The following is a 24236-nucleotide window of genomic DNA, read 5'->3' on the forward strand; positions in this document are numbered from 1 at the left end:
ATGAATAAAAAGTGGTTTATTGCAGCAGGTCTGTGCATTGTGATCGGTGTAGCCGGAATGGTGGCTTACGGTGCCCCATGGAGTCAACAAGTCATGAAGGAAACAACTGCGATTAACAAAAAATGGACGTTCACACGTGGTCAGCTACAGAAGCTGAAAGTGGACAGTTCTGATGATGTCTCTATTTTGTTTACTCCCGGCTCTGGCGACCAAGGTACGATACGCATTAGTGGAGAAGTTCAGACAAAGGTAGCCGACCAAATTCATAATGCCCGAATTGAGAACGGTAAGCTTACGATTCAATCGGAGCCGGCCGCTTCCTTGTCATTTCTTTCGATCACCCCTGATTTGGATCAAACGATTACCGTAGAGATGCCCTCCGGCGAAACACTAACTGACCTACAGGTAGATGCACATTCAGGGAATGTAAAACTTCAAGATGCCTCCGTGCAGAATACTTCCATCACCGCTACTTCAGGCACTGCCGAGATTACAAACCTCCAAAGTACCCACCTGATCGCAAATTTAACATCCGGCAATTTTACAGCCAGTCAGCTTGCAGCAGATATGGAGTTGAAGCTTACTTCAGGCGATGTTACCATCCGCGATTATAGCGGTAATGGCCTTATTTCCCTAACCTCAGGGGAGACAAATATTACGCAACGTGCCGTAGCCAACTTGGAAGTGAATGCTGATTCTGGTGACGTGAAGATTAAACAAGCTCCCGATTTTAAAGGTGTTTATAATGTCCACTCTGACTCTGGGAGTATAGATACTCCCGAATCTGTTCCCGGTAGTGTGAACGTGATAAAGGTAGAAACCACCTCAGGGGATATTAATATTTCCAAATAGGAGACCTCTAGATGAATACCTCATCAGAGGCGAAGTTTGGTTCAATGAGTTTAACCTTGTATAATGTAACCATGTGCTCACATGCACAACCACGTTATGGAGTGAAAAGGAGGAGACTGGATGGAACTTAAGAATAAAACAGCCATTATTACAGGAGCCAGCAAAGGAATCGGTAAAGCAATTGCCGAAACTTTAGCCAAGGAAGGCGTTAACCTGGGATTAATCTCACGAACATTGACTGACCTGCAAAAGCTGCAGGATTCGCTGGGGAGTACATACGGTGTGAAAGTGGTGAGTGCTGTTGCAGATATATCGGATCGCGCACAGGCCGCTGCCGCTGTAGCTTCACTGGAACACGAATTGGGCGCTGTCGATATTTTGATCAACAATGCAGGCATTGCTACCTTTGGCACAGTCGCAGATATGGACCCCGAAGAGTGGGAACGTATTATTCGCGTAAACCTGATGGGAACCTATTATGTTACACATGCTGCTCTTCCAAGCATGCTGGCACAAAAGAGCGGAAACATTATTAATATCTCCTCGACGGCAGGAGAACGAGGTTTTGCAACAGGCTCGGCATATTGCGCATCCAAATTTGCTTTGATGGGCTTCACGGAAGCACTGATGCAGGAAGTTCGCAAATCCAATATTCGCGTCACCGCGCTGACTCCAAGTACTGTCAATACAGAACTGGCGGCAAACGCAGGATTGTCTATTGGTGATGAGGATCGCATGCTTCAACCGCAGGATTTGGCCGATCTGACATTAGCCGCATTGAAACTGCCTCCACGGGTTCAATTAAAAGTAGCCGGTATTTGGACAACCAACCCACAGTAATTCGACATGACATCTTAGATTCATTGGCTGTACAATGCTCCGGCAGACGTAATTGTTCGTCATGCCGGAGCTTTTTTTTCAGCATAGCTATACCAAAACAAACTGTAATATAAGCGCTTTGTACTTCCAGCATATATACATACAATTCCTACAACTATAAGCGCATTTCAGGAAAGGGGAAAAATGATGAAGAACACAGGAATGACACGGCCATTAGACCATTTGGGCCGCATTGTGCTGCCCAAGGAGCTGCGCAATTCTATGAATATTAATATTGGAGATGCCCTCGATTTTTTTATTACCCCAGAGGGACTGATGATTCGCAAGTATACGGGGGTTTCTTGCTATTTTTGTGGTGCCGTAGATCATTTGAGCTATTTTAGGGATCATCTGATATGTAAAAGTTGTATTGAAAATCTGAAGAGCGATAATCCTTCCAGTCATTTGAATGAATCCCGTCCTGTCCAGCCCAAGAAAAGAAGGAGTTACAGAAATCAGAATGATCTCCTGAATAAACTAAAACAGCTCATGCAGGAGCATCCTAATGTATCTCAAAAAGAATTAGCCGAAATGCTCGAACTATCCCAGGGACGCGTGTCGCAGCTTAAAAAGCTACTTCTTTAAATCATCCGACCCGATCTCGTCTGTTCTAATCAACAAAAAAAGAGCCTGACGGCTCTTGGATCATCATCGTTACGCAATGTCGGACTGCTCTATAACCGGGACCCGATAGGCCAGCAAGGACTCGTCTATTACGGCAGAAATAAACGTTGCTTCTATTTCAGGCACCAGTCTAAGCGCATAATTCCATGCGTTTTCTTCAATTTGCAGCGCAAGTCGTTGCCGGGTCCCTATCGCGTTCTCTTGCTCCAACGCATCGGAGAGGTCCACTAATTCCGTATCGGCGGCGTGCCCGATCTCATGTGCAAGCACAACCGTAAAATACTCCTCAACTCGATCAACGCTGCCGAACATCTGTACACACTGTGTTTCGATAACGTCCGTATACATGGTAATGACGTGAGCATTCATGGCATACTTGCCCCCAATCAGCCTTCCACCAGGAAAACGTTTCTCCAGCTTGACTGTCACACCTATAGCAGCCCGTTCCAACAGCTCAGCGACAATGCGCTCTGCCTGATTTCTTTCCAACTTAGCTTCGCTCCTCAAACCAGGATATATAAAGTTATATTTACTTTAAACTTATGAAATCATGGATGTGTTCATACCATATACAGTACGATATTATACCTTTTTACAAAGGAGAATACCATGTCAGAAGATTATTATATAGGTTGGGGAACGCTTGCCCTGATTAATGCCGGCTTGGCACAATCCAAAAATCGGAGCGGGCTAAATTGGTTTCTGCTTTCCCTATTAATAGGGCCACTGGCTACCCTTTTTATCGTTGCATGGGATAAGCTGGAGTCCTAATCCAGCCATTAGGTCATTCCCATCGTTATCCGGAATGAAAAGGGCAGCCTTGGCGCTTCTGCTGAAGCACTGTGTCTGTTGCTGTACTAGTAGCCTGTCTCGACGTATACGGCTTCTCTTGAACTCCGAAATTCGGCTTCACAAGCCGATTATCATAGGAGCTATGAAAAATATGCGTTGTCGCTGGGGATAGCGGGGGGATCAGCCATGTCCAATTGCCTGTCAGCGCGCGCCCAGCCTTGGCTTCTCGTTCCTCAAACAGCTGAAATTGTGCCGCTGCGGTATGGTGGTCGACAATGCTGACTCCCGCTTTTTTAAAAGAATGCAGCACAGCAATATTCAATTCCACCAGCGCCCGATCACGCCAAAGCGTTGTTTCACTCGTCGTATCGAGTCCCATCAGCTTAGCCACCTGTGGCAACCTATTATAGCGGAAGGTATCCGCAAAATTACGGGCGCCGATTTCTGTTCCCATATACCAACCGTTAAAGGGAGCCGCTGTATAGATGATACCACCAATCTCCAGCGTCATGTCCGCAATCATAGGCACGGCATACCAACGTAATCCCAAGGAAGCGAAACCCGAAAGTTCTGGATGCTCAATGGCTACCTCCATCACCAAATGTTCAGGAATATCAAATAGCTGGGGAGGCTGCCCACCGACTTCCACAACCAGTGGCAAAATATCAAAAGGAGTCATCGCCCCCTGCCAGCCCATGTCTTTACAAGCATTGGTAAAATCCACCGAGGCCGGGTCTCCTATGATCCCTTGATCGGTTTCATATCCAGCGTAACGAATGAGTTGATGGTTCCAGATGCGGATATTCGGCTGCCCTGGCTTGGAGGCGCGAAATACAGTAAGCGTTGGCTTAATTTTTCCGCCATTCGTTCCTATGCGTATATGTTCCAGTAACTCGCTGACCACCTCCGTCGCATCTGATGCGCCCCGCGCATCCCTGACTAAAAGCTTGTCCCAAAATAAGCGCCCGATGCAACGATTGCTATTGCGCCAAGCCATGAGCGCTCCGTGTTCCAGCTCTTCGTAAGTATGATCATACGTTCCCGTAGCCTCTATGTCGTAACGAATATTAAGAAGCCGGGCTTCCGCTTCATCGCGGCTTCGGCCCAGCTCCTCATAACATGTATATATAAACTGCTCCGCTTCATGCAAAAGCTGTTGTTTTACTTCCATATCATACACCCCATCCCGGCAGCTCCATGACTCAAGAGCCCGTGGTCTTCCACGCCTTCTCGTCATTATACTCCAGTGGCAGACTGGAACCAACGGGATGTGTATCTTGTTCACCTGATCTCCATATACATGGAAATATACACCAACTAATTATCCCAAATACGCACTCAGCATCCAGATATGTTTATCCATTGCTTCTCTCAAGCCGTTAAGAAGATCCTCTGTCGCTTTATCCTGTGCTGCTTCCGCTGCTTCCATCCCATTAGCCAGTTCAACAGTGATGGTTTTAAAATCAGCAACAACGGACTTCACCATATCGTCAGCTGTCTGTTCACCTGCGGACTCCTGAATAGCTGAAAGTTGCAAATGCTCCTTCAAGGTCGCAGCCGGACGGCCACCAATAGCCAACAAACGTTCAGCAATCGTATCTAGATTAGCTGTTGCTTCATTGTAAAGCTCTTCAAATTTAGCATGCAGTGTGAAGAATTTAGGTCCTTTCACATACCAGTGGAAATAATGCAGTTTCGTATACAATACAGACCAGGTAGCTACCTGACGATTCAATGCCTTGTGCAATTCTTGAATAGCCTCTTGTGTAGGTGCGTTCGTATGATTTAATGTACTCATGTTAAAATCCCCTCTCGTTTTCATTCAAAATATAGTTGGTGTAAAGCTTGGATACTCGTTAACAGTAGTGTCTGATTTTCTTCAAAATCCCATGCGTGAATCCAATAAATATTTATTAATTAATTTAGACTTAATCTAAATCCTGTTTTAATTATAACACTGTGTCGATGTTTTTCAAGTCTTAATTCGGTTTAAATCATGAAGATTACGTGAATTGATTGTAAATCAAACTCTATAGGCAATAGGATATCCAGAATCAAGACTTATTTATCTTTTATACATAGGTTACATCAATAGGAGTAAAGAAGATGTTAATTTTGTCTGCTAAAGTATCTGTATTGTAGGCAAAGTCCATAACCTACTACCTCATACCTAGCCACGACAAAAAAAGAGCCGACCCGTAAGAGGGTCGGCTCTTTTTTTATTCTTGCATCTCTGAAGGTTCCACGATTAAGGATACAACCTTGCCTGCATTTACATCAATCAGGCCGTGATCGGTAATCTTCAAGGCCGGGCTGACCGGCAAAGAATGCGTACTCAGTGACATGATTGGATTGTAATGACGGTAGCCCAGCGACAGCAAGGCTGAACGAAGCTCCTTCACATGGGCCGCAACCATTTCCAGCGGTCCTTCTGTTAAAATCCCGCCTACGGTTAACGGCAAATGGGACAGCACCTTGCCATTTTCAACTACGCAAAAGCCACCTTGGCTGGATAGAACCGTATTCGCAGCCAGTATCATATCTTGCTTGTTATGCCCTACGACCAGCAAGTTATGGTTATCGTGCGAATAGGTGGTTGCCACTGCCCCACGTTTAATCGTATCTCCCCCGATCAAACCGTAAGCACGGTTGCCATTCTTTCCATACCGTTCAAACGTAGCGATGAGTCCATGTTCACCATGTTCCCATACCAGTTCACCCTGCTCCACATGTGCAGGTGCAATCCGTTCGCTCGTAAAAGTTGAGCCATCCTTGACCATCATAATACGACATTGATGTGTGCCATCAGCTACATCCATCTTTACCGTAAAATCCTGCTCCGTGAGCGGATTGAGCTTCACACTTTGATAAAAATGGGCGGGGAAGCGGCTTTTTATCGGTGCTTGATGGTATTCCTCGAACTTATCGAATACCTTGAGTCCGTCCTTATAGACTTGCTCCACATCAAATTGACCAAGATCGGACAGCAGTACAAAGTCAGCTATTTTTCCCGGTGCAATTGTTCCGCGGTCATGCATTCGCATCCGTGCAGCAGGAGTAAACGTAGCTGCATAAATGGCATCCTCAGGCTTCATGCCCATTCCGATTGCTTTACTTACAATATGGTTCAGATGCCCTCGCTCTACGAAAGAGTCTGGCATGACATCATCCGTTACGAAGCAAAAATGCTGTGCCACATCTTCCTGAATAAGATAGTCCATCACTTCAGGGGTCATGGATTTTTCTTGGATTTCAATAAACATTCCGGCAGCCATCCGCGCCTTCATACCTTCAATACTTTGGTGAGTATGGTCCGAGCCTATTCCCGCATAGATCAACTGATGCAGGTCCAGATCAAGCAGTTGCGGCGTATGGCCTTCAATGATCAGCTCCGGGTAGTGCTCACGAACATGGCGTAAGATGCGATTCGTCTTGCTCTCCGGATCACGAATGACATCCACATAGTTCATAATTTCACCCAGGCAGATCATTTCGCCGGTTTGCAGTAGCGCATCAATCTCGGGAATACCAATCTCGCCCCCTGAGGTTTCGAGCGGCGTTGCCGGGACAGAGCTTGGAATGCCGTAGAACATATCAGCCACACAATCTTTGCTGGCTTCCATCATTTCCTGAATGCCTTCCAATCCGAAAACATTCGCCATTTCGTGCGGTTCCGGTACAATCGTCGTTACCCCATTGCGAATCAGCCCATAGGAAAAAGTCGCTGGTGTCACCATGGTACTTTCGATATGCAAATGAATGTCGATCAGGCCGGGAATCATATATTTCCCATGCCCTTCGACAATTTCAGCAGCCTCGAAAGACTCCAGACCACGCTGACCGATATACATAAACTTGCCATTAAGTATAGCTACATTACCTTCTTCGAACGTCTTGTAGTAACTGTTATACACCTTAACTTGTAAAATCATTTTGTCTGCACGCATGATGTATCTCCTTCATCGAACCCGCTGATTATTGGACCAGCACCATTTTATCTGCCGGAAAATGTAGGGTAACCCGCTGACCACTCAGGTAAGGCGTATCCATTTCCTGATTAGCCGTAAAGTTGCCTTTCGCCGTTTCTACCACGTACTGATAGCTACGCCCCAGGTAAGTACTTACTTTAATAATACCGGGAAGCTCATTTTCCCCTGTCTCGTTGCCTTCTGTTCGAATGACCAAATCATCCGGGCGAATAGCGCCCTGACGAGCACCCGGTTGGGCAGTACCCTGATTACGCGCTACGCCGAACGAAAGATCGCCTGTATTCAGTCGAATACGATCCCCTTCTTCAGTACGCTCGTCAAAACTTAGAAAATTATTAAACCCAATAAAACGGGCGACAAATTCGGTCGTCGGATATTTAAAAATGGTCGATGGAGCATCTAATTGTTCGATGTTCCCCTTATTCATAATCGCAACCTGGTCAGAAATCGAAAAACATTCCTCCTGATCATGCGATACATACACAGTAGTGATGCCCAGTTCCTGTTGAATACGGCGGATTTCCACACGCATATTTACACGCAGGTTAGCATCCAAGTTACTCAGAGGTTCATCAAACAACAGCAGATCGGGTTCAATCACAAGCGCTCGCGCAATCGCAACACGTTGACGCTGTCCACCTGACAATTCACCGGGGAAACGTTTTTCGAATCCCCCCAGGCTAACCGTATCCAGCATGGTCATAACGCGGCGTTTCACATCATCTTCCTTTACCTTACGTAACCGCAGACCAAAGGCAACATTATCAAAAACGGACAAATGCGGGAAGAGTGCATAACTTTGGAATACAAAGCCGAAGTTCCGTTTATTCACCGGAACCCGAGTATAATCCTTATCGCCAAACAAAAATGTTCCTTGTTTAGCTTCGAGAAATCCTGCAATGAGACGAAGTGTGGTCGTTTTGCCACAACCACTCGGTCCGAGCAACGAGAGCAATTGCCCCCGTTCGAGCTGCAAATCGAAATCTTGCAAGATCAGTTGGTTGTCATAAGCGACCGATACGCGATCCAGAGTAAGCAGTGCCATAAGGTTGAAGCCTCCATTACCTTTTAGTGAAGTAAGACAATCCCATCAGTCGTTCAATCAAGAACATCAGGATACCGGTCAAAATCATCAGCATAACTGAAATCGCTGCAATCGTCGGGTCAAAATAATTTTCGACGTAAGTCAGCATTTGAATGGGCAGGGTGCTGAAGCCCGGTCCTGTCATGAAGACGGAGATGTCGACATTGTTGAATGATTCCAGAAAGGCAATCAGGATAGCCGCAATAATACCTGAGCGGATGTTGGGCAGAACCACCTTGAAAAAGGTTTCCAGCCGTCCAGCCCCCAAACTAAGCGCTGCTTCCTCAATCGCAAAATCAAAGTTAGACAAACTGGATGCAATGACTCTAATAATGAACGGCAACATAATCACCGTATGTCCGATCAATAGTCCAGCATATACTGGTAAATGGTAAACAATGATCAAATAGCGCAGCAGTGTAAAACCAAGAACGATACCCGGTATAAGCAACGGGGAAAGGAACAAAGCATTCAGCGCATCCTTCCCGCGAAACGAAAAGCGACTAAGTGCATAGGCGGCAGGCATACCGATCAGCAGTGCCAAGATGTTACCTAGCAGAGAGACGACAATGGACGTTTTGAACGTGGACATAAACAAATCCACTTCAAAAATATTTTCATACCAGCGCAAAGAAAAGCCCTGCGGAGGAAATTTTAATACCGTGCCCGGCTCGAAAGAAGTGACCGATATGATCAACAGCGGACCGAGCAGAAAGATGAAGACCAGCAGGCTAAAGAAGCCTAGTCCGTAATGTTTCTCCCGCATATCCACCTACCCCTTCGGATTGAGTTTATGGGCCGCCTTATTTAAGAGACCGACCACGATAAATGTAATAACAATCATAATTGTTGCAATAACAGAAGCTAAAAACCAGTCGTTTAGCGTCATCGCGTTCTGATACAAAAATGTAGCGATAACCCGCTGTTTTCCTCCAAGTAGTGCTGGTGTCGTATATGCAGTCAGGCTGCCTACGAAAACGAGAATGCTTCCAATGATCAGGCCCGGCACAGACAGCGGAAATACGATTTTACGAAATGCGCTGAATCTGGAAGCCCCGAGGCTCTGAGCAGCATGAACAAGATCACCGTCAATATTTTCGAGCACACCAATCAGTGAAATAATCATCAGTGGTAAAAACAAATGAACCAGACCAATAATCATCGCTGCCGGGGTGTACAAAATATTCAGCGGTTCATCTACAAGTCCTAAACCGATGAGCACGTTATTTAACAGCCCCTTGCGACCCAGAATGACCATCCAGCTGAATGACCGCACCACCGGACTCGTCAATAAGGGAAAGATAGCCAGCGCAAGCAAAATACCTTTACGACGCGGGGCCTTTTGCGAAATATAATAAGCCGTCGGGAAGCCGAGTAATACGCACACGAGTGTCGTTACGACACTGACTTCCAGCGTAGTCAGCAATATTTTCAGAAAATAAGGGTCCTTGAAGAAATGGAGATAGCCTTCTAGGGTGAATGAGCTGTTCTGTACGAAGGTCGAACCGATCGTCAACACAATCGGAATGACCATGAACACCGCCAGAAAGAGCAGACCTGGCAGCAGCAGCCAATACAAGTATGTTTTCTTCATGGGTAGCTCCTTGCGGTTATCAAAATGTTATTCCTTATTCAGCACCTGGATGAACAGCTCCAGAAAAGCTTCGCTGTCCACCTGTTCGCACACATTCATATTGGGGCTATGATTAAGGCGGTTCTGCACATCGCCCACCGTTTGTCCGTCACATATACGACTGGAGGTTTCCACGTCGACATACAACAACGAGGTATCTACTAACCTCGAATTCAATGCGACACCCACGGCAAGCGGGTCATGAAGCGCACACGCTTTTACCCCGTTGCGTTCTTCATAACGCTTGGTATAAACAGCCGTACTTTCAGCTACATAATTACGAATTGCAGGATGGGACAGACGAGCAATATGATCGGCAGTCAGCAAAGCCTTCCGTGTTACATCCAGTCCCACCTGTATCAACCGACCAAATCCTGCATGAAATACGATCCGTGCGGCTTCAGGGTCAGCATACATATTGTACTCCGCTACGGGTGTAATATTGCCGCACCCGTGAATAACACCGCCCATAAAAATGACCTCATCGACGTGATCCGTCAGTTCGGGACACTTCAGCAGCGCCAGTGCCAAATTGGTGAGCGGCCCGGTGCAAATGAGCGTCACTTCCCCCCGGTGAGCCATCACGGTATCGATGATGATATCCGGCGCAAAACCTTCGGATGCAGACATTGCTGGGATTACTCCACTCAATGCACCTCCAATGCCGTCTTCTCCATGGACACGGTGCTCGTGCAGACCTTTACGTATTAAGGGAGCCTCCGCCCCCCGATAAACCGGAATATCCGGTCTATCCAAAAGGTCGAGGATTTTGCATGTGTTCAATGTTGCTTGTTTAAGTGAGACATTACCGCATACTGTAGTAATCGCTCGGATATCCAACTGACCACTTTTGGCGGCCAATAAAATACCCAACGCATCATCAATGCCCGTATCTACATCTAATATGACCTTTTTCATTATTGTGCAACTTCCCGGTTCCAGCGATCTGTCCATGCCTTGATATGATCGTTAACGAATTTCATATCCAGCTTGGTCAGCTTATTCACTACATCTGTACCGTACGTAATTCCTTCTGTATCCGCACCGGAAAGTACCACCTGCGTGTTCACCGGAGAATCAACCTTCGCCTTGGCGGATTTTTCTTGAACTTCCTTGCTCAGCTGCCAGTTGATAAATTCCTCAGCCAGCTCCTTCTGGTCGGAGCCCTTCACTACATTAATCGTGTTCATGACTGCGTAAGCACCTTCACTAGGAGCTACAAATTTCGCTCCTGGCACAGCCGCCTGCAAATCTTTGAAGTACATTTCCATGATCGGACCGCCCGCAATTTCTTGTTGACTAAACATGTTCACGAACTCGGACGTTTTGCTATAAAACTTAACGATATTCGGACTCAGCTCTTTCAGTTTTCCGAAGGCTTGGTCTTCATTAAACTCCTTACTACCCGCTACCTTGGAGGCTGCATCTACCATCATCGGTCCGGCAGTCGCCGTAATATTCGGCAAAGTCACGTTTCCTTTGAACTCAGTTCCCCACAGGTCAGCCCAAGAGGTCACATTCTTTTTCACCAGCTCCGGATTATAGGCAATACCAAGGCGTCCAACTGTATAAGCAGGACCATATTCCTCACCCAGCGGTGCTTTGGCAATATCATAAATTTGGTTCAGGTTCGGCACCTTGCTGCGATCCAGCTTCTCAAACAATCCCTGTTGGATTCCCTGTTGAGCATAATAATCAGACAGATAAATCAGATCGACGTCTGTGCTGCCTTGACTGATTTTGTTCAACCGTTCCGCGTTATTTCCAATTTCGACCACGATGTCAACGTTATGTTCTTTTTCAAAAGGCTCGTACACTTCTTTGTTAAAAAAGTCCTCGGAAAAGCCCCATGTGGAAATAACTAGTTTCTTTTTTCCATCAGCTGAACCATCTTTTCCATCTGTCTGACCGCCAGTAGCATTGCTGCCGCAACCTGCCAGTACCACGGATGCCAAGGTCACAGCCATAAACCCTTTAAACCATTTTTTCATATGAAACTCCCCCTATTTTTTTATTATGCACACCTTATGACACAAAAAAGAAAAGTACTCTTGTAAAACAAGAATACTTTTCTTCGTAAACAAAGAATAAGTTGATCCCGCTGCGCGTTATAACAGGTTCTCCCCTCAGATAGATCCGAAGCGAAAAGCCGAATATCCAATTTTATTAGGATTCTTTCAGTATGATGTTCGTAATTGCCCACTGCGTTGCTGAATCATAATCACGCAGTAAAGCTTCTATATCGAGCTCCATATCCTCAATCAGCTTCTCGCGAAGTCTCTTCTTGTACAGCATGGACATTCGGAAATCCACTTCCAGCTTCAAGCCGGGGGCTTCCACTTCCAATGCCGCCGAGCGTGGAGAACGCCGGTGCTTCGCCACAAAGGTAACAATGTTGTTCTCAACGGTGGCCCGCAGTAGCGTGGTCCCGAAGCCGAACAGTTCCTTTGAAACTTCATTGTAAATCTGGCACATCCGCTTCTTGCTTTCGTTACTGTCGAGCAGCGTCATGAACCCACCCTCATCAGCATATTACGTACAATCAATCTTTCAACACGATAGATTATACATAAATATGCGATAAATAGCAAACAAAAATCCCTAATCTAATAACATATGATGCGAAAAAGCGAACAATATGTCGAACTTTGTAGCTTTTCAACATTTTTACACTTTTTCGTCTAACCCTTAAGTTTTCGAACACTGCTATATTCCCCGCAGGAAAATTAAAGTAGACTACAAAATCATTATCGTCACCACTCTGGGAGAATATTTTTTTCTACTACTATATATGTAGTTTTTATTTAAACGCATTTAACCGTACCCCGCGGGAGTCCCCTAGCGATTGTACGGTTTTTTATGTTATGTAGCTGACTGGCCAGATGGGAACCCCTTCAAGAAAAAGCCGATTGAATCCACGAGGACACTACAAGAGTAGCTGGCCACAGCAGCATAAAGTTAGCTATGATATACGCCTTCTTAAAAGCATAACGATGATAAAAATACCAACAGCTCCATGAGATAAATACTCCTATCGGGTAGCTCATTATGACATAGGCAAAAATATAACTGATGAGATAATCTCCAGCTGTTGGTGCATCGAAAGAAAATGCGACCACCATCAGCATGGCCGGATAGGCAAACAGCGTTAAGCCATAAACGATATTCAATATAAGTAAAATAACAAATGCATTTTGATCTTTCATGATGTTCTCCTAACTATTGCAGTCTGCCTGTATCACCATTGTGCAGCCCGTTTACGTCTCTCCTCACGCCGATCAGCTTCTTCCATTTTGCGAATATAACGTTTCAACTGCTCTTTATGATCGTCCAATTCTTGTATTCGTACCGTGGTTCCTTGGAGAAATACCTCCATTTTACGTGTTAATTCAGCAGCCGATTCGCCCCTCCAGTCTTGCAGACGACCATATATATTTCTCATCTGCTGCTCCTGATGCTGAAGTCTTTGCTTTAGCTGCTCGCACTGCTGTACAGCCCTACGCAGATCCCCCAGGCTCAAAGATATTCTACTCATCTCTTTTGCCTCCCGTTGTGTTCTTCCAGCTGCTCTTTTTATTGATCCACCATCGTAAATTCCTGGCCCTTGCGATCTATATACTCTGCTATCTCTGTAATCGATTCCTGATACCAGCGATTGATCCGATCCAGTGTTGCCGTTGCACTATGCGCAATTGGGGTCAAAGACTGACTTTCACTTGTCCCGATATGAGCCTGAAATAACTGGATGGATGCTCGGGTATCGCTAGAAAATCCATGCAGGCTGGAACGCATCTGGTTAGCCGCATGCTTTAGCTCCTCAGGTGTTAATTGAATTGTACCCCCATTTTTGTTGCCTACAAAATATGCACCGCCATTGGAGCGACCATTCTGTTGTCCTACTCCCAGGATATTCACTCCCAGTGCATTAGCAGCAAACTGCCCGAAGGCCCCCATTTGTCCACCATAGCGTTCAACCAGATCGCCCATGACTTCCTTGAGCTCTGCTCGCGCGGCCAGCATCTGCTCGTATGCCTGCACCCGTGGATTGCCTTCCACCAATTGACCGTCCATGGTGTACAGTGGATTGCTGATATTGCCATTTTCATCAAACGTAAAGTTTTCCATGCTATGAGTGTTCTCTCCACCTAATACAGAATTATAGAATTTGGTGAATGCATCTTGCTGCATCATAGGCAATGTAATCGGAACATAAACAATAGGAGTCCACTTGGGGCCAAGAAAAAGTCTTTCCAATTCGGTTTTTCTTTCCAAGGGAATTGAAACAGGAATAGTAAACTTGGCTACATTGGCAGTCTTATAACCACTCCCAATATGATACGTTTCCCCCACATGTTGGTTAGCCTTAGTGGCTCCCCCACCAACGCTATCTCCGGGATGGGCAAAAGCCACATTAGTCTTCTTGAATTCTCCTGCTTTTACCCTCTTTTGAAGATCTTCAGGCAATAAATGTACAATGCTCGGAGCAGCAAAACTCACAGATGATAAACCATTCTTCACTGCAACATATTCTGCTTCTGCACCGCCTAAAGAATGACCTGTCGTAGATATTTCGGCAGCGGGATACTTCTTCTTCACTTCGTCGTACAGTGTTTGAGCTTTTGTAAATTGATTATCCTGATACTGGGCCTCATACTGATGAAATGAACTTTGTACCTGTGGGGGGGAATTTTTTATCTCTTCTTGATTATTTACATAATAATCGTGAAGTTGATTTAAATTTTTTGCTCGTCCGCCCACGACATCGCTAATATCCGTTCCTATGTCCATCGCTCTACTCCATATTGGTCTTCCTCCTGGTTCAGTTCCCCTATACCCTATAATCACCTGATTGCTATTCTCATTGTGAAAAACGGTCGCATCGAATCCAGAACCATTCGTGTCATGTAATAGTTTTTCGTCTAAATCAACAACCTTCCAACCGGGAATATCTTCATTTTTATAAGTCTTTGGATCAATATCCAATAGGTAAGCCTCATCTGCTATCTTCCAGTATGTTTTTTCGCTAATATACTGCAACTATTACCCCACCTTGTCTAATCACCTAATATATTATAAAGTTAGAAAAAGTTGATACTTTCAAAAAAGGAGCATCAAAAAATTGAAAAAGAAAAAATTTTGGGTTACTGCTCTTATCTTATTCTGCATCCTAGTAGGAGCTCTCTATTACATGCAGTACGCATCAAATGTAAAAAAAGAAGAAGCCGTTAGAACAGGTATACCTATTGGAAAAGAGTACATCAAAAAATACTATAGGGCTGATTTCATATTTAAGAGTTATGACTATATAGGTAGCTATGTTAATAATACAGTTCATCTAATCGGCTATATAAAAGGGCATGAAGATCAATCGATATCTATCGCTTACGATTTTGAAAAAAAAGAAGTGCTTAGTGTAACCGGACCGGATTGGTTCATTGACAGTCGATACCCTAAAAAGAATGTTCCACCATTTTAAATATCAGGATTTGTATGCAAAAAAAAAGCACACATGATTCATTTCAGTTCAAGAATATATTTTTCCAATCTAAGGAAGTAAAATCATTATAATACTTCCTATTTACTTGGGGTATAGTTGAAAGTAAAAATAAGTATAAAGTCGTTGGTTACTGCATTTCTGGTCGCGGTTCATACCTAATAACGATTAGGACTTTGTAACTGTATGTTAGAAGAGATTTGCGTATATGAACACAATTTTTAAACGTTGTACCGAGCTAATCCTTTTATTAAATAAATGAGCTATCCTACTATTATTATAAAAAGCAATAATGTTATGAGTTTATAGTCAGGAGATACTAAGGAGAAGAATTCAACTTGAAGAAGAAAAAGGATTGGGGAAGCATCTTTATAGTAGTTTCAATCCTTGTAGGAATCTTTTATTACATGCAATATACGGAGGATGTACAAAAAGAAGAGTACGTCCAATCCGGCATACCTATCGGGCAAGACTATATTAGGAAATACTATAATGCTGAATTTATATACCAAAATAACGACTTTATTGGTAGTTACGTTAACTCTACCGTATATCTCCGTGGCTACATAAAAGGACATGAAGGCCAGATAATCTCAATAAATTACGACTATAAGAAAAAAGAGGTGCTCTACGTGACTGGACCGGATTGGTTCATCGACAGTAGGAATCCTAATAAGATTGTTCCGCCATTCTAAAATCAAGTCTGTATTCAAATAATTAGTCCCATTACAGATGATTTTTTCCTAAATATGAGGAAATAGTATCATTATAATACTTCCTGTTACTGAGAGATATTTGCAACAAAAATAAGAACCAAGTCATTGTTCACTGCATTCTGGTTGTAGTTCACATTAAATTATAAATAGCATGTTAGGGGAATGTTGCGTAAATGAACACAATCCTTAAATGTTGCACAGTTCTCATCATAATATTAACCATTCTGGACGGTTGTGGTTTTTCTACCGCTCAAAAGGAAGAGATAGTGGAGTCTGCTACTACTGTCAGTATCAAATATATTAATACTCACTATAATACGGATTTCGTATTAAAAAATTACAATATTGAAGAAAACAGTGTCTTTGCAAGAGTACATCTTTACGGCTATATAAAAGGAAACGATACAGACTTAAGCTAGGATATCCTATGACTTGGACTCAAAAGAAATCGTCAATGTTACGGGACCGGATTGGTTTATTGATAGTAAGGTTATAGATAAGAATGCACCTTATTCCTGAGAAAGCGTATAGCATATTTAGCTCAATTTTAAGGAGAATACTTCAACTTGAAAAAGAAACAACTATGGCTTTTTGTCTTTATATCACTTGTCATTCTGGTAGGAGTTTTCTATTACATGCAGTACGCATCGAATGCCAAAAAAGAAGAAATCGTTCGGACAGGCATACCTATTGGAAAAGAGTACATTAAGGGATACTATAGGGCCGATTTCATATTAAAGGATTATGTTGTAGATGATCCGGCTATCCACTCAAGAATATATCTGTATGGGTACATTAAAGGTCACGAAGACAGCAAAATTACCATCTATTATAATTATAAAACCAAAGAAGTGATCGACGTCTCTGGACCTGCTTGGTTCATCGATAGTAGAAATCCTAAAAAGAATAGAATATTGAACCATGATTGCAGAAAAGGCTCCCTAGGAGCCTTTTTCAGTCGTCGTTAGTCATATTTAACGCTATTCACCTTTGGTACTATGCTTAGTTACATGAATAAAAGGATATTCGCCTTTGCTTATTTTACGTTTCCACTCTTGTATCATGTCTTCTTGGGTAGGCGGTTTCTCATTCACGATTGCTCCTGTAGTTACTTTAGCCATGGTTTACCCTCTCTTGGTGGTTTTAGTTATTGCGTCTTTATCTTTTCTCCAGTCATTTTAATGTTACCATCCATTTCTACCAAACTCGTTTTACATTTTAACCCGATGGTATCTTTCGCGGTGACTTGTATTGTGTTACCCGCATTGAATACTAAGTTTCCATCAGCCTTAACACGTATGTCCTTTTTACTCCGCAGTTCAATTCCATGGTCATCCAGCAGTCGAATCACCACTTCATCGTCATTCCCCGTGATTAAAATTTCATTTTTCTCAAATATAATGGCTTTGCGGTACTTGGTCATAAAGATCTTCGTCGATGGGTCCTTAATAAAGTCGCCCCCTTTGGATCTTTTGCGGATCGAGTGAGTTACAATGGCGTCTTTTTCTTTAGCGGTTGGAAAGTAGATATCTACAAAGTCAAACAGCTCCGGCATGCAGTACCATCCCGTATTCCCTTCCGATGTATAAAATGTAGCCGTTGGAAAAGCGCAGGTTTCCTTGACGTTAGGCTTGACCTTGTCCATTTCATAAAAGAAAACATTCATATGGTCCTGCTCGATTCCAATAACCTTCGATTTTAACGAGATGCCACGAATACTCTCATTTACAATCAAATCCTGTTTCATTCCATCCGATGTGGTCAGCACATATTCATGCCACAAGACACTATGGCGTATAAACGCAACAGACTGCAGGACGTATAAGGTTTTCCCTTTGAATTTGACCTCTGCGCCAATATGCAGCAGAACATCTTTGGCCCCTGTCGTTTGTATTTTGTAATACAAAAGGTTGTCTTCCTTGCTGGCCCCTGGCTTGGTTTTTCTGGTCATCGAGTAGTTATACTGTTTGAGCTCACCTTGATTGACACCATCCGGTAATCCAAAATAAAACTGAGGTTTTTCACCAATCGGATCAGGTATTAGTCCCCAACCAAGCCGAGACGCTATACGTTTTAGAAATGACCAGTCCGTTTCGTCGAATTGCATCGTAAATTCCTGTAGAAGCTGATCTTTTAAGCGGCTCGTACAATTCGCTTTGGGATATGATTTGAGTACATGTTCAAGCAATGCCTGCACCTTCATCTTCACATTTTGAAAGGATTGTCTATGAGGTATTTCATCCATCTGGCATGTATAAGATAGAGCTTCGACAACCAAATGAGCTACATTGGATACCATCTTGATTCTGAACTGCGTGACTGGCCCTCGAAATAGCACACTCTGGTTATGATCGTCATTCATATAAGAAACAACTAACTTCGCCCCTGCTTCCATATGATCTGTATATTCTTCCATTTGAGCACCCGTTAACACACCTGTCAAAAAGACCTTCACATGCTCATTCATTTTCTGTACAACTTTAACTTTTGGATTTTTAAGAGATAAAACTGTTCCATTATACTTGATGATTGGATATCCCATGTTACCGCTCCTCTATGTCGGTTAGTTTACGTTTATCCGTTGTTTGCTTACGTATTGAATGACAGCTTTAATGGTTTGATTATGCCCCTGATCGTTAAGAGCCTCATCTAATGCAGAGAGCGTGGTAAAGGTTTTATTTTTCTTTTGAAAATATATGTCTGCTATAGGGAATTGGTCAACTCTACCAGGTCCATGAATCCCGTTGTCAACATCGGCAATGATGATAACATCCTTCAATCCATCCTTATTGACATCCTTGAAGGCCACTGCTTCTACTCCTCCGTAACGTGCAACCCACTCACGGTTCCCGTAGAAATCCAGGAATGGATACAGAATATGTCCTTGGTCATCCAATAGGAAGAAAAAGAATTTACGAAAACCTTCCGTATACCCATATGTCGATACAAACCGTACTTTCCCAAAGCCTTCGAAAGTAGTTTGAAAAGACTGCGACTCTTCAATTTCATATTGGTCAGTATTCAACTTTTCACCGCCAACTGTGGAAACAGACTGATCCTCAACGGAACTTAACTCACTCCATAGTTCCTCATTTTGCCTATTATTCTCTGGAATTTGTGCAAAACGAATTTCATACTCCGCATGGTCCCCTACTACATGTGCCATAGGTACACTCATCCCCAATGAATCATTTGTGAAATAACTAAACGATTCCATTTCTACTTCCGCAAGCGAACCTTTGGTTACATCCGCATTTGTTAACAATTGAATCAAATCATCTTTTGTGAAATCACCAATTAATCCTTGTTGCTCTGGCTGAACAGCTGTAATCTTCCTGCTTTTTATAAGCTCAATAAAAGGTTTCTCGACCTTTACCAAATCTCTCAACCTTATTCTTAAAACCTGCTTCATATCCAGGTTCGTCGTATAAAACATATGAGTAGGATAGGCTGCGTCCTTCACATAATGAATACCCGTATATTGAACACTCAAGAATCGTTCACTTTGTCGTTTGATCTCATAATCAATTTCGACATGGACTCCAGCATTGGAATCCGCATAGTTTTGTAATCCTTCTAAAGCATCAGTCTTAAGAATTTGGTTTAAAGATTTCTGCTTTGCAATATCCTTGAGTTTTATAATTTGAGGGTATTTAATCACGATCCCATTTTTTGAATATTCCTCTTGAATGAGTTCATAACTTTGCCGTTCACTATGAGTATTTGAGGCCATACTATATTCAGAATCAATACGGACTTCTCCACTTTTTGAGAACTCAATGATAATGTTCTGTTCAGAATCATCACTGCTTATTAAGAAACCATCGCCGTGGTCTAATACTTCGATACTCATGCTATCATGTTGTCGATTTTCTAAAATAAGCTCATCCACATCCTTGGTTAATTCCCACGAATTCGGGAGCTTCATCTTACCTACATCTATGCTTTTCTGCGTCCATTTTTGTCCAGACAACTTCCACAAATCAACAAATACGGGGTATGGATGATAAATGGAGACATGCCCCCCTAACCACAACTGTATACCGTGCTCTGAATCTCGAACCACAAAATCTGTAGTTAATTCTGCCCCGCCATCCTCAAGCATCTGAGCGTGTACAAGCTGCTTCGTACTCCACCACTGAATAAATGTGTATTTATCTCCGATTGTGCCTGTCAGCGTCGTAGGTGCTCTGTAATTTACAACTCTAACGTTTAGCCGTCCACTTTTTAACTGGAACGATTTTGTTAAGATAGTGAGATTATTATCGAACTTTTCTACTAATTCTCCATCTTTCATCTCTACACTTTTAGGCTCGTTTAACAACAAATTAAGTTCCTGTGTGAACTCCTCAAGCTTATTTTGTCTGGTATCATAATCCTTATTTTCATCGTTGACTATATGAAGTTTTTTCACTAACGTGTCCAGCTTTTTCGAATAGGAATTCGTTTTATCGTCATTTTGGAGAGAAAGCGCATGATTTGTTTTAGTTGCTGGAGAATTCTGTTCCTTCATGCACCCATTCAGCACTACACAGGAAATGAGTAATAACAGGACGCAAGAAGCTCGCCCGTACTTCAAGTAATTCATGCTGGATATCACACTTTCTACAATTTATCGTTCATCTCTATACTCATAATCTTCCACTTGCCTGATTGCTTTTCTAACGTAAACGTAATTTCCTTTTTCGCTCTTTCTTCTATTGAATTATCTTTCACCAAAAATATTTTTCGGTTATCATTGCTACTAACCTCATTAATACTCAGTTCCAACACCGGGTAAGATAAATATGCTAAACCGGAAAGATCGACAGCATCCTCAAAATCATACGTTTGCCTTGCTGCCGGATCGGTAAGCTGGTCCATTTCAGGAAAAGGTAAATCAAACCACTTCATAAGATAATCAACTTCCAAGTAGTTCAATATCACAGCCTTAGGGTCGCTTGGATATACAAACTTTTTACTTTTATTTTTATACAAAATCTCCTTTTTTTCAGGTCCTGTTCCATCGTATTTTTGATAGACCACGATGGTATGCTCCTGAGTGTCGCTAAACTCGTAATAATCGACACTTTCAAAGACACCGTCATGATCGGTATCTTTTAACGTTCGAATTCCTTGTCCAGTAGCATTAGGAAAATCAGAATTTATACTCTTGATATGATTATTTTCCAAGGCATATATAGAGAATCCCTCTGAATAAGCCCCTCCGTCGCCTATAGAGTATACAACGATAAATTTTTGATCTGTTTGGTCCAGCTTCATGATTTTCACATCTGTATTTATATGCACAACTATAACCGGGTCCTCTAGTTTATCAATAATGTGATACCCGTCATCCTCCCGGACTACAAATATGTTATAAATCTCCTCTTTTTCTATTCCAAAAGCAAGTACATATTCCGGCTTTCCATCATGGTCCAAATCTTCTTTTAATATTTTTTGAAGCTGCTCATTTTGAGGTTGGATTTTCTTTATAAACTGATCTAATGTGTCAGAATCTGCGTCGGAATTTCCATTTCTTTTATTTATCGGATTCACAGTATTGCTATTTCGACCTTGTTCTTGAGCAGCAGACCCTGGTTCAGTCACAACTTTTTGCTCTATCACTTGAGTGCTAGGTTTGGTGGAATCAACTGCTTGCTGCTTCTCATTCGTAGGCTTTTCAGAACATCCATTCAATAGCAGACTAAATAACAATATTAAAAATAGTATTTTATTTTGTTTTATAAAGTTGATTTCAAAAAACTCCTCTCTTACATTATTCATTACATGTTTATACGTTGTTTGCTTACGTATTGAATGATATTTTGAAGCGTCCGATTGTGGCCTGTTTGATTGATACTCTTATCCAATTCAGGCAAGGTAGTGTATGTGTTGTCCTTTTACTGAAAGTAGATCCCCGCGACAGGTAGCGTTTCTATTCCGTGTGCATTAACCCCGGTGATATAATCTGCAATTATGATAATATCCGTACGCCCATCCTGATTTAAATCCTTGAAGCTTACTGCCTTGATCCTGTCGATCATCCTACCGTTGTTACCATAAAATTCGGGGAATTCGTATAGTATCTTATTTTCCACATATTTGTCACTGTTAACTTCCAAAAAAACTTTGCGTGTATCAGATCATTTGTTTCCTCATCTTTTAATGTAGATACAAACCGTACTTTTCCCCAGCCATCGAGAGTGGTGGTAAACGATTGTTCTTTTTGGATAGTATATGGTTCCAGATCAGGGTCGGGCTGAGCACCTTCTTCTACATAGTCAGCACTACGTTGCTGCTCCACGGATTTCTCCATGTTATATTCGATAAAAATATTATCTACTTTCTCTGTTTTAGTATCCCAATAAATATTCAAATGTAGGCCATTTTTGGAGTAAACCAGACTTCTATTTGTTATGGTACTTGGTTGACCGTAAAGTTGTAGCACTTTACCAAGGGTTTCACCAATCTTCAATCCTCTTTTGGTTTTAAACTTGGGATTTTCCAAGCTCACAGCTACTAGATAACTTTCACCATCAACTAGCTCCTCCCCTTCAAGTTCAATTTTAGATAAGACTACAAAATCAATTTCTGGATCTTCATAGTTAGGATAAGACAGACTCCATCTTCTATATGTTCCATTTCCGCTATTATATCCCCTATTGTTAGCTTCAAATCCTTCACTGTAACCCCACTTATGGATAAGTTCTTTAATATCCGTATTCTTATCAATCTTGTGCGATCGATATGAGATTTCAAAGTCCTCATCCTGAAGGAGTTTAGGATCAGCAGATACAACATTTTTGGCTTTGTCTGCTTTTTTATCTGGATAGTAACCGTCTTCTTGCTTAACTTTGGCGGTAGCTGTTTCCGCACTATTATAATCATGGATAGACGAAGAACTACATGCAGTTAACGCCAATATCATTACAAGCATCATAATGAGATAACCGTAGCTTTCCTGTACATTTCTTTTCCTCATTTCTAACTTGTAGTCATCGTTTGCCAACGATAGTCCACTCGCCTGTAACTTTTTTCCTGCTATTATTACCATTTTGTTCAGGTCTGAATATAAATTTAGGAAGCTTAATACCTTCCGACGCAGCAATTTCCTGAGTTACACTTTTATCGAGACTCAACAGATATTGTTCATAGTTAGAAGCTTCATTTCCACTAAATATATTGTATATTTCCCGCACATTTTCACCCCAAAGGTTATCGCTAGCGTATATTCCACATTCAACTCGCTTGGATTTCATTCTAATGATCGGCGTGAACCAATTGCAGTATTGAAAAACGTCCCCTTTGCCTGTAATACCACTTAATTTATTGTTTTTCACTACGGCTTGTCTAAATTCCTGACCATAGTATATATATCCCAATATCTTTCCAAATACTAAACTATTGGCTTTCATTAAATCTTTGGCATAATTAGTTTCAGCACCATGCTCACCATCGGCCGCTCTATTTGTACTACTAGTGTTAAAACTTCCAGTTCCTTCTTGAATAATAATTGCTAACAAAAGACGGGGATCAATCTGGATATGATACGTTTCTTGTATCTTTTTTGTAGCTTCCCATAAACCGTGTATCTTTTCCTGATTCCATTGCATTTTAGTGAATTTTAATGAGCGCCTTTTAAATGTTTTCTCAGCTTTAGAACTACCGTTGTACTGAAACTCAGCAGGTATCCATTTTCCAGCTGGAGTCTTTACGTTCGTTTTTGTAGGTTCATCTTTCGATTCGTTGATAGGTTCTTCTGGTGGTACTTTAGTACTCGTATCGATCAAACCAAGTTTCTCTCGTATGGCTCGTCCTGCCTTCTCGGCAGCCAGCTTATCCCTGATATCTCCGCTTGCCTCCGCAGTCATCCAACGAACGGTTTCTTTTTGCATTTGCTCTTGAGCCCACTTGGGGAACGTGGTCATTTCGCGTAATTTGCTTCGCAACCCCTCTGCTAGCTTTTGCGCTTTACGCATACCAACCTCGTCACCATTGGCTTGAGCAATATACCAATCTTCTTTGTATTTACGCATCCAGGTCTGGGCCCAGTCGGGATAATTTAGTTTTTGTTTTTTCTGTTCTGCCGCCAGGTCAAAAGCCTTTGCTTTCCTATGAGCATTAGCAGTTGTTAAAGCTTTCAACATAGGGGTTGCACCAAACGTTGGTTCTTTCCATCTCATATGTCTTC

The 24236-nt window shown here is 42.5% G+C and carries 26 protein-coding genes; 7 read left to right on the forward strand and 19 right to left on the reverse strand.

Annotated features, from left to right (window positions below; translation table 11 throughout):
- From ACWGXJ_RS23500 to ACWGXJ_RS23510, 3 genes are all read left to right on the forward strand, one after another.
- Entirely contained in the window at positions 1–852 is an 852-nt protein-coding gene (locus ACWGXJ_RS23500; RefSeq protein ID WP_061830482.1) for a DUF4097 family beta strand repeat-containing protein, read from the forward strand.
- A 120-nt stretch (positions 853–972) separates the two neighbouring features.
- Complete coding sequence (locus ACWGXJ_RS23505) at positions 973–1692, forward strand: 3-ketoacyl-ACP reductase (RefSeq protein WP_061830484.1); 720 nt, start codon at positions 973–975, stop codon at positions 1690–1692.
- Between the two features lie 186 nt (positions 1693–1878).
- A complete protein-coding gene (locus ACWGXJ_RS23510; protein WP_061830486.1) occupies positions 1879–2316 on the forward strand; it encodes an AbrB/MazE/SpoVT family DNA-binding domain-containing protein in 438 nt (145 codons plus the stop codon).
- A 69-nt stretch (positions 2317–2385) separates the two neighbouring features.
- Here ACWGXJ_RS23510 and ACWGXJ_RS23515 read toward each other — a convergent pair whose 3' ends face one another.
- Positions 2386–2844, reverse strand: a complete 459-nt coding sequence (locus ACWGXJ_RS23515) for a hypothetical protein (protein ID WP_322172983.1) — start codon at positions 2842–2844, stop codon at positions 2386–2388.
- Positions 2845–2964: 120 nt separating this feature from the next.
- Here ACWGXJ_RS23515 and ACWGXJ_RS23520 point away from each other — a divergent pair, with 120 nt between their 5' ends.
- On the forward strand, positions 2965–3126 hold the full coding sequence (locus ACWGXJ_RS23520; RefSeq protein WP_013312451.1) for a hypothetical protein: 162 nt from the start codon (positions 2965–2967) through the stop codon (positions 3124–3126).
- Between the two features lie 25 nt (positions 3127–3151).
- On the opposite strand, the gene ACWGXJ_RS23525 is transcribed toward ACWGXJ_RS23520, so the two are convergent.
- The 12 genes from ACWGXJ_RS23525 to ACWGXJ_RS23580 form a co-directional block, all read right to left on the reverse strand.
- Positions 3152–4318, reverse strand: a complete 1167-nt coding sequence (locus ACWGXJ_RS23525; RefSeq protein WP_452567694.1) for a nitric oxide synthase oxygenase — start codon at positions 4316–4318, stop codon at positions 3152–3154.
- A gap of 150 nt (positions 4319–4468) precedes the next feature.
- Positions 4469–4945, reverse strand: a complete 477-nt coding sequence (locus ACWGXJ_RS23530; RefSeq protein WP_023990827.1) for a Dps family protein — start codon at positions 4943–4945, stop codon at positions 4469–4471.
- Positions 4946–5366: 421 nt separating this feature from the next.
- Entirely contained in the window at positions 5367–7094 is a 1728-nt protein-coding gene (locus ACWGXJ_RS23535) for an adenine deaminase C-terminal domain-containing protein (protein WP_069290620.1), read from the reverse strand.
- A 28-nt stretch (positions 7095–7122) separates the two neighbouring features.
- Positions 7123–8181 (reverse strand): ABC transporter ATP-binding protein, encoded by a 1059-nt coding sequence (locus ACWGXJ_RS23540; protein ID WP_103047311.1) that lies wholly within the window; start codon positions 8179–8181, stop codon positions 7123–7125.
- Positions 8182–8197: 16 nt separating this feature from the next.
- Positions 8198–8986 carry an ABC transporter permease gene (locus ACWGXJ_RS23545; protein ID WP_013312456.1) on the reverse strand — a complete coding sequence of 263 codons (789 nt, stop codon included), beginning with the start codon at positions 8984–8986 and terminating at the stop codon, positions 8198–8200.
- 6 nt (positions 8987–8992) lie between these two features.
- Complete coding sequence (locus tag ACWGXJ_RS23550) at positions 8993–9814, reverse strand: ABC transporter permease (protein ID WP_013312457.1); 822 nt, start codon at positions 9812–9814, stop codon at positions 8993–8995.
- A gap of 27 nt (positions 9815–9841) precedes the next feature.
- Entirely contained in the window at positions 9842–10771 is a 930-nt protein-coding gene (locus tag ACWGXJ_RS23555) for a nucleoside hydrolase (protein WP_452567695.1), read from the reverse strand.
- Positions 10771–11844, reverse strand: a complete 1074-nt coding sequence (locus tag ACWGXJ_RS23560) for an ABC transporter substrate-binding protein (RefSeq protein ID WP_061830502.1) — start codon at positions 11842–11844, stop codon at positions 10771–10773. Before ACWGXJ_RS23560 ends, ACWGXJ_RS23555 begins: the two co-directional genes overlap by 1 nt.
- Positions 11845–12019: 175 nt before the next feature.
- On the reverse strand, positions 12020–12364 hold the full coding sequence (locus ACWGXJ_RS23565) for a hypothetical protein (RefSeq protein WP_013373571.1): 345 nt from the start codon (positions 12362–12364) through the stop codon (positions 12020–12022).
- 383 nt (positions 12365–12747) lie between these two features.
- Entirely contained in the window at positions 12748–13059 is a 312-nt protein-coding gene (locus ACWGXJ_RS23570; protein ID WP_322171960.1) for a hypothetical protein, read from the reverse strand.
- A gap of 32 nt (positions 13060–13091) precedes the next feature.
- Entirely contained in the window at positions 13092–13388 is a 297-nt protein-coding gene (locus ACWGXJ_RS23575; protein WP_250260184.1) for a WXG100 family type VII secretion target, read from the reverse strand.
- 38 nt (positions 13389–13426) lie between these two features.
- A complete protein-coding gene (locus tag ACWGXJ_RS23580; RefSeq protein ID WP_452567696.1) occupies positions 13427–14890 on the reverse strand; it encodes a lipase family protein in 1464 nt (487 codons plus the stop codon).
- An 82-nt stretch (positions 14891–14972) separates the two neighbouring features.
- Here ACWGXJ_RS23580 and ACWGXJ_RS23585 point away from each other — a divergent pair, with 82 nt between their 5' ends.
- From ACWGXJ_RS23585 to ACWGXJ_RS23595, 3 genes are all read left to right on the forward strand, one after another.
- The gene (locus tag ACWGXJ_RS23585) at positions 14973–15329 is read left to right on the forward strand and encodes a hypothetical protein (RefSeq protein ID WP_452567697.1); all 357 of its coding nucleotides are present in this window, start codon (positions 14973–14975) and stop codon (positions 15327–15329) included.
- Positions 15330–15685: 356 nt separating this feature from the next.
- Positions 15686–16042, forward strand: coding sequence for a hypothetical protein (locus tag ACWGXJ_RS23590; protein ID WP_235306604.1), 357 nt, complete (start codon positions 15686–15688; stop codon positions 16040–16042).
- Positions 16043–16698: 656 nt separating this feature from the next.
- A complete protein-coding gene (locus ACWGXJ_RS23595; RefSeq protein ID WP_452567945.1) occupies positions 16699–17031 on the forward strand; it encodes a hypothetical protein in 333 nt (110 codons plus the stop codon).
- Between the two features lie 12 nt (positions 17032–17043).
- On the opposite strand, the gene ACWGXJ_RS23600 is transcribed toward ACWGXJ_RS23595, so the two are convergent.
- From ACWGXJ_RS23600 to ACWGXJ_RS23625, 6 genes are all read right to left on the reverse strand, one after another.
- The gene (locus tag ACWGXJ_RS23600) at positions 17044–17184 is read right to left on the reverse strand and encodes a hypothetical protein (protein ID WP_322158899.1); all 141 of its coding nucleotides are present in this window, start codon (positions 17182–17184) and stop codon (positions 17044–17046) included.
- Positions 17185–17210: 26 nt separating this feature from the next.
- Positions 17211–18605 carry a hypothetical protein gene (locus ACWGXJ_RS23605; protein WP_452567698.1) on the reverse strand — a complete coding sequence of 465 codons (1395 nt, stop codon included), beginning with the start codon at positions 18603–18605 and terminating at the stop codon, positions 17211–17213.
- A 21-nt stretch (positions 18606–18626) separates the two neighbouring features.
- On the reverse strand, positions 18627–20651 hold the full coding sequence (locus tag ACWGXJ_RS23610) for a DUF4163 domain-containing protein (protein WP_452567699.1): 2025 nt from the start codon (positions 20649–20651) through the stop codon (positions 18627–18629).
- A 17-nt stretch (positions 20652–20668) separates the two neighbouring features.
- A complete protein-coding gene (locus ACWGXJ_RS23615; protein WP_452567700.1) occupies positions 20669–21829 on the reverse strand; it encodes a hypothetical protein in 1161 nt (386 codons plus the stop codon).
- A gap of 256 nt (positions 21830–22085) precedes the next feature.
- Entirely contained in the window at positions 22086–23054 is a 969-nt protein-coding gene (locus ACWGXJ_RS23620; RefSeq protein ID WP_452567701.1) for a hypothetical protein, read from the reverse strand.
- Positions 23041–24228 (reverse strand): hypothetical protein, encoded by a 1188-nt coding sequence (locus ACWGXJ_RS23625; RefSeq protein WP_452567702.1) that lies wholly within the window; start codon positions 24226–24228, stop codon positions 23041–23043. The genes ACWGXJ_RS23620 and ACWGXJ_RS23625 overlap by 14 nt, the downstream gene beginning before the upstream one ends.
- Positions 24229–24236: the final 8 nt, after the last annotated feature.

The organism is Paenibacillus sp. S33 (assembly GCF_053615415.1).